This is a genomic window from Algoriphagus formosus, from assembly GCF_002807035.1.
Classification (GTDB): domain Bacteria; phylum Bacteroidota; class Bacteroidia; order Cytophagales; family Cyclobacteriaceae; genus Algoriphagus; species Algoriphagus formosus.
This window is the reverse complement of sequence record NZ_NIUC01000001.1, coordinates 846,600-859,674: the sequence shown is the minus strand read 5'-3', so window position 1 is coordinate 859,674 and position 13,075 is coordinate 846,600. Positions and strand designations below refer to the sequence as shown.

The 13,075-nt window shown below is 41.4% G+C and carries 11 protein-coding genes; 5 read left to right on the top strand and 6 right to left on the bottom strand.

The features are described from left to right. Positions 1–51 precede the first annotated feature (51 nt). Together CDH51_RS03840 and CDH51_RS03835 are read left to right on the top strand one after the other, a co-directional pair. Positions 52–261 (top strand): YgaP family membrane protein, encoded by a 210-nt coding sequence (locus tag CDH51_RS03840; protein ID WP_026946028.1) that lies wholly within the window; start codon positions 52–54, stop codon positions 259–261. A gap of 240 nt (positions 262–501) precedes the next feature. After that, on the top strand, positions 502–1,908 hold the full coding sequence (locus CDH51_RS03835) for a Gfo/Idh/MocA family protein (protein WP_100627806.1): 1,407 nt from the start codon (positions 502–504) through the stop codon (positions 1,906–1,908). A 25-nt stretch (positions 1,909–1,933) separates the two neighbouring features. Here the strand turns inward: CDH51_RS03835 and CDH51_RS03830 are convergent, their stop codons facing one another. Together CDH51_RS03830 and CDH51_RS03825 are read right to left on the bottom strand one after the other, a co-directional pair. After that, on the bottom strand, positions 1,934–2,788 hold the full coding sequence (locus CDH51_RS03830) for a 3-keto-disaccharide hydrolase (RefSeq protein WP_100627326.1): 855 nt from the start codon (positions 2,786–2,788) through the stop codon (positions 1,934–1,936). Positions 2,789–2,790: 2 nt separating this feature from the next. Continuing rightward, the gene (locus tag CDH51_RS03825; RefSeq protein ID WP_100627325.1) at positions 2,791–3,594 is read right to left on the bottom strand and encodes an endonuclease/exonuclease/phosphatase family protein; all 804 of its coding nucleotides are present in this window, start codon (positions 3,592–3,594) and stop codon (positions 2,791–2,793) included. A gap of 47 nt (positions 3,595–3,641) precedes the next feature. Here CDH51_RS03825 and CDH51_RS03820 point away from each other — a divergent pair, with 47 nt between their 5' ends. Further along, positions 3,642–5,270: a DUF748 domain-containing protein gene (locus CDH51_RS03820; protein WP_157807034.1), complete on the top strand. Its 1,629-nt coding sequence runs from the start codon at positions 3,642–3,644 to the stop codon at positions 5,268–5,270. 3 nt (positions 5,271–5,273) lie between these two features. Here the strand turns inward: CDH51_RS03820 and CDH51_RS03815 are convergent, their stop codons facing one another. Continuing rightward, on the bottom strand, positions 5,274–5,558 hold the full coding sequence (locus CDH51_RS03815) for a sll1863 family stress response protein (protein WP_100627323.1): 285 nt from the start codon (positions 5,556–5,558) through the stop codon (positions 5,274–5,276). A 194-nt stretch (positions 5,559–5,752) separates the two neighbouring features. Between CDH51_RS03815 and CDH51_RS03810 the strand changes: the two genes are divergently transcribed. Continuing rightward, positions 5,753–8,011: a helix-turn-helix domain-containing protein gene (locus CDH51_RS03810; RefSeq protein WP_100627322.1), complete on the top strand. Its 2,259-nt coding sequence runs from the start codon at positions 5,753–5,755 to the stop codon at positions 8,009–8,011. Positions 8,012–8,023: 12 nt separating this feature from the next. Here CDH51_RS03810 and CDH51_RS03805 read toward each other — a convergent pair whose 3' ends face one another. After that, positions 8,024–9,661, bottom strand: coding sequence for a carboxylesterase/lipase family protein (locus tag CDH51_RS03805; protein ID WP_100627321.1), 1,638 nt, complete (start codon positions 9,659–9,661; stop codon positions 8,024–8,026). A gap of 88 nt (positions 9,662–9,749) precedes the next feature. Between CDH51_RS03805 and CDH51_RS03800 the strand changes: the two genes are divergently transcribed. After that, on the top strand, positions 9,750–10,451 hold the full coding sequence (locus CDH51_RS03800) for an NUDIX hydrolase (RefSeq protein WP_100627320.1): 702 nt from the start codon (positions 9,750–9,752) through the stop codon (positions 10,449–10,451). Here the strand turns inward: CDH51_RS03800 and CDH51_RS03795 are convergent, their stop codons facing one another. Both CDH51_RS03795 and CDH51_RS03790 read right to left on the bottom strand, forming a co-directional pair. Next, positions 10,452–11,972, bottom strand: coding sequence for a M20/M25/M40 family metallo-hydrolase (locus tag CDH51_RS03795; RefSeq protein ID WP_100627319.1), 1,521 nt, complete (start codon positions 11,970–11,972; stop codon positions 10,452–10,454). Between the two features lie 102 nt (positions 11,973–12,074). Next, entirely contained in the window at positions 12,075–13,007 is a 933-nt protein-coding gene (locus CDH51_RS03790; protein ID WP_100627318.1) for a UDP-glucuronic acid decarboxylase family protein, read from the bottom strand. Between the last annotated feature and the right edge of the window lie 68 nt (positions 13,008–13,075).

The following is a 13,075-nucleotide window of genomic DNA, read 5'->3' as shown; positions in this document are numbered from 1 at the left end:
TTAGGATTTTTAGACAATGATTTTAATCAATTGACCTAAACCCGAAGAGTTATGAAAAAGAATATGGGAGTGACTGATAGAGCGATTCGCCTAGTGATTGCCGCAGTTTTGATTGGATTATATTTCTCCGGTACTGTGACTGGTACCTTGGGAGTGATTGCCTTGGTTGTCGGTGGTGTATTCACCTTGACCACACTCGTTGGATTTTGCCCTTTATACACGTTGGTAGGAATGAATACCTGCCCACGAGCAAAAGCATAGACTATAGATAATGCGTAATAGGTTTGGGAAAGCCGGGAATATTTTATTTCCGGTTTTTTTATTTGGCATATGAAAAGTCCATGTCGAGACAGACACATGGGGAATGCTTGTTTCTAGGATATGCTTCACTGAGTTTTGGTGCTGGACAGGCTCAGACCGTTTAAACAAATTATAATCTCATGAATTTAGACTTTGATCGATTTTTCCTTAATTAGACAAATCAATCAACCGATCAAAGCAATGAAATCCAATCGTAGAAGAGACTTTTTGAAATCTGCAGGAGCTCTAGGTATGGGCCTTTTTGGTGCAGGTCATGCATCTTCCAAATCAATTTTGCCTCTAGAGGCCCAATATGGCACGAGTAGAAATCAACAATTCAATATGTGTGGCTATGCTGCCCCTAAGTTGGAGACTGTACGAATTGGAATTGTAGGATTGGGGATGCGCGGGCCAGGTGCCGTAGATCGGCTTAGTAAGATCGAGGGAGTTGAGATCAAGGCACTTTGTGACCTGATTCCTGAACGCGCAGAAAAAGCTAAGAAATCTCTTGAAGGCACGGGACATAAGCCAGAATTATATTCAGGTAATGCCTATTCTTGGAAAAAGATGTGCGATCGGCCCGATTTGGATTTGATATATATCGCCACTCCATGGGAATGGCATACTCCTATGGCAGTCTATGCTATGGAAGCTGGAAAGCATGCCGCCGTAGAGGTACCTGCAGCGCGGACATTGGATGAATGCTGGCAATTGGTGGAGACATCGGAGAGGACCAAAAAGCATTGTATGCAGCTGGAGAATTGCTGCTATGATTTCTTTGAATTGATGACCTTGAAAATGGCTCGAGAGGGTTTCTTTGGTGAAGTTTTGCACGTGGAAGGAGCCTATATTCATGATTTGCTTTGGTTGAATTTTGACAAGGATACCGGCTATCAAAATATGTGGAGGCTAAGGGAAAATTACCGAAATGGAAATTTGTATTCGACTCATGGTCTTGGTCCCATTTGTCAGATTCTGAATGTCAATCGGGGAGATCAGATGGATTATTTGACTTCTCTGAGTTCGAATGATTTCCAAATGAAAAAGAAAGCCCAAGAATTGGCTCAGGAAGATGTTTTTTGGACAGAATTTGCTTCCAAGTCTTACCGAGGAAACATGAATACTACGGTTGTGAAGACGAAGCTAGGCAAATCCATTATGATTCAGCATGATGTGACTTCGCCTAGACCCTATAGCCGATTGCATGTAGTCAGTGGCACCGAGGGATTTGCTCAAAAATATCCTCAACCGAGAGTTTCCAAAGGTCATAGCTGGATGAAGGAGGAGGAAATGAAGGAGTTGGAAAAAAAGTATACGCCTGAAATTGTGCTAAAAGTAGGGGAACTGGCAAAGCAAATTGGAGGACATGGCGGAATGGATTTTATGATGGATTGGAGATTGGTAGATTGTCTGAGAAATGGCCTTCCTCTTGATCAGGATGTGTATGATGCTGCGCTTTGGAGCTGTATCAGTCCGTTAAGTGAATGGTCAGTAGCCAATCGGTCAAATTCCATCGATGTTCCTGATTTCACTGGAGGAAGCTGGAAAGAAAACCAGCCTGTTCCGATTACCTTGGCTGGTGGTGGAACGACCAATGTCCGGGTTTAATTCCCCAGGGAATCATTGAAAGGTTTCAATTAGGATCAATCTTGCTAAGCTCAAGAGCTTCTTTGATTAGCTTGGCCATCGCTTTCTTATCTGCTTTTAACATACTTAAATCGATCAGAGCAACTCTTCGGAAATCAATGGGATGACTTTCGCTTTGCAAAGCTATATAACCAGACTCTAACAATTTACCATCAATCTTGACTAAAGAATCAACTGGGCTGACCATTCCACCACCGATTTGGGGCTGATAGTAGCTTAGGACTGTATCCATTCCTATCAGATGATGCACTTCTTCGGCTCCCAATACTATGAAGTTAGCCTGAACCCACTGATCTCCGTGGAATGTCTTTGATTTAGAATTGATACAGTGGGGAGTGAATAGGGTATCTCCCATGACTACATTTGTTCCTGGTGTGCAGAGGTTGCAGGTACTTCGTTCATCTGTCCCATTTCCTCCAAGAAACTGGCCTTCAATTGAAATAGGGAAGTCTTGATCCTGAAGCATGGATTCGGGATTTTGAGAGTGAAGCATCGCACCACTATTTCTGTATGCCCAACCTTCACCGCCAGGTGCCTGATCACCTATAAATCGATACTCGACTTGTAAGAGGTAATAAGAAAACGGCTCCTTGTAGAAAATATGGCCGTACTGATTCCCAAAATCTTCATAGCCGTCATAGCGCACACTCAGATTTCCATCTTCGACTCGAAAGGTATTGGCGTAGTTCTCATTCAAAGGATGGTTTCGAATCTTGATTTGCCAATCCTGAATATCTTTCCCGTTAAATAACTCTTGCCATTTGATTTCAACTTCCTGTTCAGCTTTTTGACAGGAGAAAATGATGAATAAAAGTCCAAGGATCCAAAGTCTATTCGTCATGATTATTTGAATTTGAAAGTCGCTAATACCGGAAAATGGTCTGAGTAATTTACTTGGAATACTTGATATTCCACTAGTTCGAATTGATCAGATTCGAACCAGATGTAGTCTATCCGACCTGAATCATTTGATGAGGAATAGGTCGGCGAGTTATTGTTTGATAAACGGGCAGCATCAGACCATTTAGAGGGGATTTGGGAATATTCTGGATCGCTAGGTTTGAAATTGAGGTCGCCACCCCAAATGACTGGAATCTCTTTTTTGGAGGCAAATTCCAAGATTGCATTTACCTGAGCGGCCCGGTTGTCTTCAAATTGATGGCAAAGATGAGTGCCTCCTATGCCAATTTGCTTACCTGCTATTTCAATCTCAACCCAGGCCATAGCTCTAGGCTCTCCACCTGCAGGGGTTGGGAGTATTATAGATTCCGAAGAAATACCCTTTTTGAAAAGGATTCCTTCTCCATAGCCTCCCTCAGCATAATCCATAGCTTTCGCGAAGTAACTTTTCATCCCTGTTTTTGAGGCCAAAAGCTCCAATAAATCTGTTTTTACTCCATAGATTGAAGCAGATCGAGTGGTCATGCTGTCGACTTCTTGAAGTAAAACCAAATCAGGTCCGAGCTGATTGATAAAATCCGCTAATGAATCCAAATTGGAGTTTCCTGGATTTAGAGGGTCTTCACCATGATAAATATTATAAGACAGTATTTTCATGATGTTTTCTTGGGCCGAAACGGAAATAGGGTTTAAAATAGGCAAAGAAACTAGGGTGATCAGTGAAATTACCTGAAGAAAATTTTTCATCTTTCATAATTGAATGGATGATATAAATATCTCATTAATAATTGACTGTGAAAAAACCACTCTTGATAATTCTCGCACTTGCAGCCTTGCTTTTTGCAGCGAATTTTTTCTTGGTGAGAGTAATCAAAGAGCGACTACAAAGTACCATCAATACTAATCCTGAGCGCTCTTATGATTTGAATCTAGAGGATGTAGAAGTCAGTATTATTCGAGGACGAGTCGTCTTGTCTACCATCCAATTAAGCCCTGTGGCGGCTGATGCTCAGGTGGTTTTTAGAGGAACAATCAATCAAATTATCCTCGACGATTTTCAGGTTTGGGATTTTTTAATCTCGAGAGAGCTTATCATTGGGGATTTGATTTTGTTTAAACCTTCGTTTCGTCTGACTCTAACCGATCAAGAAACTCAGGGACAAGAGGGAACCAAAGCTTTTCAGAGCTTTTTTGAAGATATTATCACTAGAGGTACCATCCGGAATTTTCAATTAATGGATGGAACTGCGGAGGTATTTCTGAAAAAAGAAGAATTAAAACGGATCGGTGGATTTACGGATTTTAATATTAGAGCTCGGGGTTTAAGAACAGATCGGAGAATTATCACTCATATTGTTCCTTTCGAATTAGATGAAATCAACACTTCCTTCAGGAATTTGAAATTGACACTTCCTACAAAGCAAACCTTTGAATTGGGTTCGATAGATTTTGATTTGATAGGAAAGAAAATGAAGCTAGAGAATATTTCTGTCAGGTATGATGAAGGGCTTTTGGAATCCTCAAATGCATTGGAATACCAGCAAGATCTGATTGAAGTTGAATTGAAGCAACTCCAGATTATAGGAATAGATGCGAGCAGTGATCTCTATGGGAAGTGGTCAGCTTTTGCCGAAAAGATGGTCTTGGATAGCCTGGTTTTTGTTGACCTAAGAAATAAAAATAAACCTAGGCCAGTTGAAGAGAAGAAAAAGCTTTTTTCGGGACTTCTAAAAAGCATTCCATTTCCGGTGGATATGGATACACTGATTATTCAAAATAGCCATATCCAATATTTGGAAGTACCCAAAGGTGAGTCAACTCCTGGCTTGATTGACTTTCATAATTTGAATGCTCAAATCTTCGGTTTTGTGACGGTAGATTCTCTTCAAAAATCGCGTAAAATGACGATGGAGATTCAAGCTGAATTTCTTGGCGAAACCAAGCTAAATGCAAATTTCCAAGTACCCTATGATAGTGAAGCCTTTCAGTTGCAGTTAAGTCTTGAGGGAATTGAGTTGAATAAATTGAATAGAATTACAGAACCATTGGCAGGAGTTAAAGTCAATTCAGGACAGTTGCATCGCTTGGCCCTAGCTATGAATGCCAATGAATTTGGTTCTCAAAACGAATTGACTTTCGATTATGAAAATTTCACCATGGCTGTCCCTGCAAAAGGTGAAAATGATGGAAATAATGGTCTCAAAACTTTCGCAGGAAATCTTGCTCTGCGATCGACGAATCTTCCCGAAAAGAGCAATTATCGGGTTGCATCATACAGCTCAACGAGAAATATGTATAGAGGCCCTTTCAATTTTATTTGGGAGAGTACCAAGGGTGGTGTGATGGAGATTATGCCAGCTGGTGTGGTAAAGATTTTTATTCCCAGTCAATCAAAAAAGAAGAGGCCTAAAAAGGCCCCTTGAGATTTAAGTAAATAAACTTCCTAGCTTTTTGAAGCCTTCTTTGAAGGATTGAGATGCATCCCCAAGTTTATCTTTAAACTCATCCCACTTATCCTCCGAATCATCTTCGATTTCTTCCAGCTTGGCTTCCAATTCATCTTTCTTGGTTTTAAGCTGGGCCATTTTTTCATCAAACTCCTCCTTCAGGTCGTCTGAAAGAGATTCTCTTTTGGCTTCCAGTTCATCGAGTTTTTCCTTCGCTTCAGCGACGGCCTCTTTAAATTTTGCTTTAATTTCATCTAAAGTCATAATAAAAATATAGTTTTGATTTACTTAAAGTTAATAAAAATGTAGGAGGAGAGAAATGACTTTCAGGGATAATCTGCTTTAATTACTTCTGGTCACCAAAATAGATGGGGTTAAATTGGTCGAGTGCATTAAGAGTAGAAAACCCACAGAGATTGCTACCGCAAATAATCACATTTTATTTATAAATTAGTTTAATGAAAGAGGAATTAACGGATAAGCTATCCTTGGCCGCCCAATTTGTCAATAACACAGCGGCGCCTATTTTTTTGACTGGAAAAGCCGGTACTGGCAAAACGACTTTTCTTCGAAGTCTTGCTGATCAAACTTATAAAAACTACATCGTAGTCGCTCCGACTGGAATTGCCGCACTTCATGCGAAAGGAGTGACTATTCACTCACAGTTTTTGCTTCCATTGGGAAGTTTCCTCCCGGTTCGCGAACCAGAGGGGAATTTCACAGATAAATATGGATTTTTTACCCAGCATACTATTGCCAGAAAGCATCCTTTGAATCAGCCGAGAAAGAATGTACTTCGGTCTTTAGATTTGCTGGTGATCGATGAGGTTTCCATGCTGAGGGCAGATATACTGGACGCGATCGATTATCGGCTAAAAAGTGTCAAGGGTAATTTTCAGGAGCCTTTTGGAGGTGTACAGGTCTTGTTGATCGGTGATTTGTATCAGCTGCCGCCGATTGTCAGAGATGAAGAATGGCAGGTCTTGAGTCGGTTTTATAAATCCATGCATTTTTTTGAAGCCAAGGCTTTACAGCAGTCGGGAATGGTTTATTTGGAGTTGGATAAAATCTTCAGACAGCAAGACGAAACATTCATTCAAGTACTAAATCATCTGAGGGATAATCAGATGACCGCTGAGGATGTACGAATTCTCAATCAACATTTCAAAAGCGAAGCAGAAGCGAAGGAAATCAAGGACTGTATCACCATTACTACTCACAATTACAAAGCGGAACAAATCAATCAACGAGAACTGCAGGGTCTTTCTGGCCAATCTTATTTTTATGAGGCTGAAGTTGAGGGAGATTTCCCTGAATCACTTTTTCCCCTTCCGGCGCAGCTAGAACTTCGAGAAGGAGCAAGAATCATGTTTATTAAAAATGATTCTTCAGGTCTCTCACTCTATTTCAATGGTAAACTGGCTACAGTAAAAGAGCTTTCTGAGGATGAAATTCGAGTGGAAATGGATGGAGACGGATCTGATTTTTTACTTCGAAAAGAGACTTGGGAAAACAAGAAATACGTCGTCAACTCGCAGACCAATGAATTGGATGAGGAAGTTATAGGAACCTTCAGTCATTTTCCGGTCAAATTGGCTTGGGCAGTTACTGTGCACAAAAGCCAAGGCTTAACTTTTGATAAAGCAATCATCGATGTGGGAAGGGCTTTTGCCCCGGGTCAGGTGTATGTTGCTCTGAGCCGCTTGAGGAGTTTGGATGGTTTGATCTTGAGAAGTCGTATCCAATCTGATCTTATTTTTTCAGACAAATCTGTTGTAGACTTTTCTCATTCAGCAAAAGCTCAAAAGCGATTGGATGAATTACTCCATCTTCATCAAAATCACTTTATTCAAAAACTTGTCCGAGAAACATTTGATTTTGAACCGCTGCTGAAAGACTTAGCCTACTTTGCCAAGGACCAAGAGTCATCTTTTGAATTTGAAGATGAAACCATGCAGAGCGCGATCCCGGAGATTCAGGAACAATTCCGCTCTGAATTAGGTAATTCGGAGCGTTTTCGTCAACAGCTCTTGTACCTGCTTCAAAGCCAAGATCAAAAACTTCTTCATGAGCGAATCGCCAAGGGATCAGCTTATTACGAAAAGATTTTAATTAAAATTCTGGAGAAAATTCACCTTCAGGCTCAGATGGTATCCAATTTTTCCCGCACTAAGAAATATCTGGAGGGACTGGAAGGGATAGAGCAGTCAGTATTTCGGAAATTGCTTCAAATAAGAAAGGTCGGAGCTTTGACATCTAGTATTCTGGCAGGTGAAGTTTCTGGAAAAATGACAGCCCTTGAGAAAGACCTTGTCCAACTTAGGCAGCAACTTATCCAAAAGAATCGAGCAATTGCTGGCGAAAAAATTCACGAAATCAAGAATAAAACCGGTCGAAGAAAATCCAGTTCTGCAAAGCCTAAACGTCAGAAAGGAGACTCTGTAGAATTGACATTACAGTTGTTCGAGTCAGGAAAGAAAATCCCAGAAATAGTCCTAGAGCGCGGCCTAGCCGAGTCTACTATCAAGGGACATTTGGCAGAAGGAATCTCAGCTGGTAGGATAGAACTGGAAGATTGCCTGCCGGCTGAGGTAATTTTGGAAGTGATGGGAAGTTTGGATAAGTTTTCGGGGATGAAAGAACTTCGTGAGCACTTTAATGGGAAGTATGATTACGCTACTTTGAAAATGGTGCTAGCGGGAGTGAACAGGAGTTAGGGTATTTGATGCTTAACGATTTCCGTAGAAGCGGTCATGAAATTGATACCTTTTTTCGACATCAGAGCGCTCCATTTTTGTTTGCACGTCGATGTTGATAAAGGCCGGATTAGTCTCATTAGCTTTCATGTTTGGCCATTCTGGTAATGAATCCCCGTTTGGGTTTCCGGATTTGATGAAGTTTGCAAGGTAATTTTGAAAGAGTTCTGAAACCTGATAGTCCTCTGCCTCCCAAGCATAGTCCTCAACCAAGTGGAGATTCCCCATAGCATATTCTATTTCACAGGCGTGAGGAGCTCCTATTGCCTTGGGTGGTTCTTGACCTTCTCGCTCCATAGTTCCACCTGCTAATCCTGGTACTAGGTCTGGGTTTCTAAGTTCAGGCCTAAGTTTGCTATAAAGGTATCGATAGACCGCTTGGTCGGAATTTTTGGAGTGGAGGTCCAGCCACTTCCAAGTGCTGTAGGCGATGAATTGATCAGAGGCTAAATCCGTTGCTGAGCGCTCGACCTCCTCTGGTGTTTGGTGGGGGTGCAATTGTAGTACCTCCTCCCAATCATTTGGAAAGGATGCTTTCACTCTTTCGATGAAAGCTTCTTGGGTGTAAGGCTTTCCTTGCATAAAAGCCGCCCCTGGAATTTCAGCGGAATTCCACCCAGCCAATAATGGAACTTGTGCTTGTTCCTTGGCCTTGAAGATTTCTGGGAGTGTTTTGGGTAGAAAGTAACCGTCGATAACAACCGGAAACCCAAATCTTTCAGACTCTTGATAGATTTCGTAAAGGTCTTTCGTAGACATTGCTCTGAGTTCGGCCAGTGAGTAAACACCCGCATTTTCAGCAAATTCTTTCCCGGTTTTCTCCGCTTCTGATAAGGAAACTGGAGGAAGTGTGGGCTTGATTCCGGCACCGCTTTCCCCGATAGCTCCAGCAATTATATCTTTGGATAGGGGAGAAGCCATTTGATAACTTACGGAGATCGATCCAGCTGATTCGCCAGCTATGGTTACTCGGGAAGGATCACCACCAAAAGCTTCAATATTTTCATTTACCCATTTCAGCGCTAAATTCTGGTCTAGCAGCCCATAGTTTCCGGAGCCTTTATAAGAACTTTCTGCTGATAATTCGGGATGGGCAAAAAAACCAAAAAGTTCCAAACGATAGTTTACTGTCACTACTACTATTCCTTTTTGCGCCATACTTTCTCCATCATATCGAGGCTCACTTCCATCTCCTGCTACAAATCCTCCTCCGTAGAAATAAACCAATACGGGAAGATTCTCTTCAGTCTCTGTAGATGGACTCCACACGTTTAGATACAGGCAATCTTCGCTGATCCCATCCGAGCGGAAGTTCATATCTCCAAAAACAGGAGCTTGGACTGCTCTAGGACCAAATTTCCTTGTTTCCTTAACTCCGTTCCAAGGTTTGGCAGGAAGAGGAGCTTTCCATCGAAGGTTGCCTACAGGAGGCTGTCCATAAGGAATCCCTAAATATTTTTCTATTTCGGTTTTTGTATTGTACTCCCCTTCGATGATTCCAGTAGCAATGGTAGTTCTTACTGGGAATGAAAAGTTATCTTGTGCTAAAATCTGTTTTGACCCAATCATCAATGAAATCAAAATGAGTGAAGTGATCCAGCCTTTCCTCATTAGTTCTGGTTTTAATGTATCTGATTGAAACAATAGTAATTGGAAATTGACTGAAATCCTATTTATTTGAATAAATTTTCAGCAAAGAATGTCAACTTTGAAAAGAGAGGAATACATTCCTCATTTAGCATATGATTCTGTCATTTTTGGGTTTTCAGGTGAAAAGCTAAAAATACTTTTGATTGAATACCATAAAACAGGATGGTTGGCCTTACCGGGAGGCTTTGTTAAAATTCATGAACCACTAGATGAAGCAGTCAAGCGCGGTTTGCGAGAAAGAACCAGCCTTCATGATATTTACCTCGAGCAGTTTTACACATTTGGATCTTTGGAGCGTAATAAGCCGGAAGTCATGCGGAAAATCATGGCCTCTCAGGAAAAAGTAGTACCAGAAGATCATTGGCTTTTTGAGCGCTTTGTTTCAGTGGGTTACTACGCTTTGATTGACTATGAGAAAGTAGAACCAAGACCTGACGCGCTTTCTGATTCGATCAATTGGTATGATGTAGATTCAATTCCTGACCTGCTTTTTGACCACAATTTTATTGTCCAGAAGGCTTTGGAGCACCTTCGCACCCATTTGGATCAAAAGCTACTTTCAGTCAATCTATTGCCTGAAAGATTCACTATGAAAGAGCTCCAGCAGGTCTATGAAGCTATCCTTGGAGAAAAGCTCAATCGAGCTAATTTCCAACGCAAGATGCTGAGTTTAGGAATTCTGGAGCGTCACGAGAAGCTATATTCCGGAGGGTCTCATAAGGCTCCATACTTGTATAGCTTTCTGAAGTAATTATTTATTGCTGGGCTCCGTCAAAACACTCAAAATCGTCTGAATTCCTTCCCGGTAATTTCCAAGCCGGATATTTTCATTGGGGCTGTGCTGATTATTGTCTGCATTGACAGTAGGAATAGTAACAGCAGGAATCTTCAAGGCATCTACGAAAGGTGAAATCGGGATACTCCCTCCTGATATTCGGATCTGAATGGGTTCTTGACCAAAGGCTCTATCCATAGCTGACCGCAGCCAATCGCCGGCATAGGAATCTAGCGGAGTTCGAAATGCTTGATAGGAAATCTTACTTTCAAGCTTCACGATTTTTGGATACTGAAGTCTTTCTTCATCGCTTGGATCACTTTCTACAATGTGGAAGCCTTGGTCTTGAATATGCTTGCGAATCAGTGAGAAAAGTCGCTCTGGGTCTGACTCTGGAACTAAGCGTATGTCAACTTCAGCTAATGCAGTAGCAGGGACGATAGTTCTAGCTTCAGGGCCTACCCAGGCAGATCGCATCCCTCTAATATTGAGGGATGGATACTGAATACTTTCCTGATAAGTATTTCCCACTTGATCAGTTCTTCCAATCCCTAGACGCTTTTGGATCGCTTCATCATTATCAGGAACTGCCGCAAGGATTACTTTTTCTTGTTCGCTCAGTTCAATACCATCATAATATCCTGGAATACTGACCCGTCCATCCTCATCCTTCATACTTGCCAATAATTGAGAAAGTAGAAGGGCAGGGTTGGGAGCATAGTTTCCATAATGACCGCTATGTTGAGGTAATTTCGGGCCGAATGTTGTCAAGGTCATCTGGGCTATTCCTCTCGCCCCAAAAGTTAAAGTGGGAAGATTTGAGCTATGTCTAGGGCCGTCCATAATTAGCATTAGTTCGGCAGCAAGTTTGTCTTTGTATTTCACGACAGCATCCGGAAGATTTGGCGATCCTTGCTCTTCTTCAAAGTCCAAAATCACTTTGACAGAATAATCTGGTAAGTTTTCTTTTTCTCTTAGGATATCCCATGCTGTCAAAAACATAGCAAAAGGTCCCTTGTCATCTGAGGTGGATCGAGCAAAAACTCTCCAATCTGGATTGTATTCCGATTGCAGCCTTTGAAAATCTATCGTTTTCCAATTTCCAATGTCGTCTTTTTCCTTTAAGACCGGGATATAAGGATCCGGTTGATCCCATTGGCTTCTGTCTACTGCTTGTCCATCAATGTGAAAATAAAAAAGGATAGTAGTATTTGCATCTGGATTGATTTTTTGAGCTAAAAGAATTGGGATTCCTCCCGTAGAAAGCCGCTCATAGGACCAATCTCTTGCTTCAAATTGCTCCTCACACCATTGAATATTCGTTTCTATTTGCTCAGTATAGACTGCATCATTGGGCATTTTTACAATCTCAGTGAGCAAATTCAAACCGTGTTGCCAATACTCCTCTGTCCATGATTCCAGTTGAGATTGCTGAGGTGATTGTCCGAAGCTTTGAGCACAAACAAAAAGAAATATTAGCGTAAATAGTCTTTTCATGGGGTGATATTTTTTTGAAAAATAAAGATTGTCTGATTAGGATCAAATCTTGCCGCTAAATCAAAAAAAAATCCCGCCATTAAAAGCGGGATTTTGAAAGTATCAAACGATCTGTCTGAAATAGTCAATGGTTTTTACGAGTCCTTCTCTAAGTGGTACTGTTGGTTCCCATCCCAGTTCTTTTTTCGCTAGGTCAATGACTGGCTTTCGTTGCATGGGATCGTCTTGGGGAAGGGGCATGAAGACTAGCTTACTTTTGCTTTCTGTAAGTTCCAGAACCAAATTTGCCAACTCTAGCATCGTGAATTCTCCGGGGTTTCCAATATTCACAGGACCTGTGAATCCATCTCTCGAATTCATCAGACGATACATCCCTTCGATGTTATCATCCACATAGCAAAATGAGCGGGTTTGCTTTCCATCTCCGTAGATGGTGATATCCTGACCTTTCAATGCCTGTACGATGAAATTACTGACCACTCGTCCGTCATTTGGGTGCATTCTTGGTCCGTAGGTGTTGAAAATACGCATGACCTTGATATCTACTCCATGCTGGCGGTGATAGTCAAAAAAGAGCGTCTCCGCACATCGTTTTCCTTCATCGTAGCAAGCTCGTGGTCCCAGCGTGTTAACATTTCCTCTGTAAGACTCTGGTTGTGGGTGAACTTCTGGATCTCCGTAAACCTCAGAGGTTGAGGCTTGTAAGATCTTGATTTTTAATCTTTTTGCTAATCCAAGCATATTCATCGCTCCAATCACAGATGTTTTGGTAGTCTGTACCGGATCAAATTGATAATGAATGGGGGAAGCAGGACATGCCAAATTGTAAATTTCATCAACCTCTACATAGAGCGGGTGAGTGACATCATGTCTTAGAAGTTCAAAATTTTTATCATCGAGGAGGTGATGGATATTTCTTCTGTTTCCGGTGAAAAAATTGTCAACGCACAACACCTCATTTCCTTCTTTGAGCAAACGCTCACAAAGGTGGCTACCGAGAAATCCTCCACCACCACTTACTAAAACTCGTTTCATTTATATTCAAAATTTGGGTGAAAATAAAGAATTGTTTCTAAAGTCTATGAGAGAAATCCAAAATTCAA

Coding starts and splice junctions, on each gene's coding strand:
- CDH51_RS03840 (WP_026946028.1), top strand. CDS start 52: ATGAAAAAGAATATGGGAGTGACTGATAGAGCGATTCGCCTAGTGATT.
- CDH51_RS03835 (WP_100627806.1), top strand. CDS start 502: ATGAAATCCAATCGTAGAAGAGACTTTTTGAAATCTGCAGGAGCTCTA.
- CDH51_RS03830 (WP_100627326.1), bottom strand. CDS start 2,788: ATGACGAATAGACTTTGGATCCTTGGACTTTTATTCATCATTTTCTCC.
- CDH51_RS03825 (WP_100627325.1), bottom strand. CDS start 3,594: ATGAAAAATTTTCTTCAGGTAATTTCACTGATCACCCTAGTTTCTTTG.
- CDH51_RS03815 (WP_100627323.1), bottom strand. CDS start 5,558: ATGACTTTAGATGAAATTAAAGCAAAATTTAAAGAGGCCGTCGCTGAA.
- CDH51_RS03810 (WP_100627322.1), top strand. CDS start 5,753: ATGAAAGAGGAATTAACGGATAAGCTATCCTTGGCCGCCCAATTTGTC.
- CDH51_RS03805 (WP_100627321.1), bottom strand. CDS start 9,661: ATGAGGAAAGGCTGGATCACTTCACTCATTTTGATTTCATTGATGATT.
- CDH51_RS03800 (WP_100627320.1), top strand. CDS start 9,750: ATGTCAACTTTGAAAAGAGAGGAATACATTCCTCATTTAGCATATGAT.
- CDH51_RS03795 (WP_100627319.1), bottom strand. CDS start 11,972: ATGAAAAGACTATTTACGCTAATATTTCTTTTTGTTTGTGCTCAAAGC.
- CDH51_RS03790 (WP_100627318.1), bottom strand. CDS start 13,007: ATGAAACGAGTTTTAGTAAGTGGTGGTGGAGGATTTCTCGGTAGCCAC.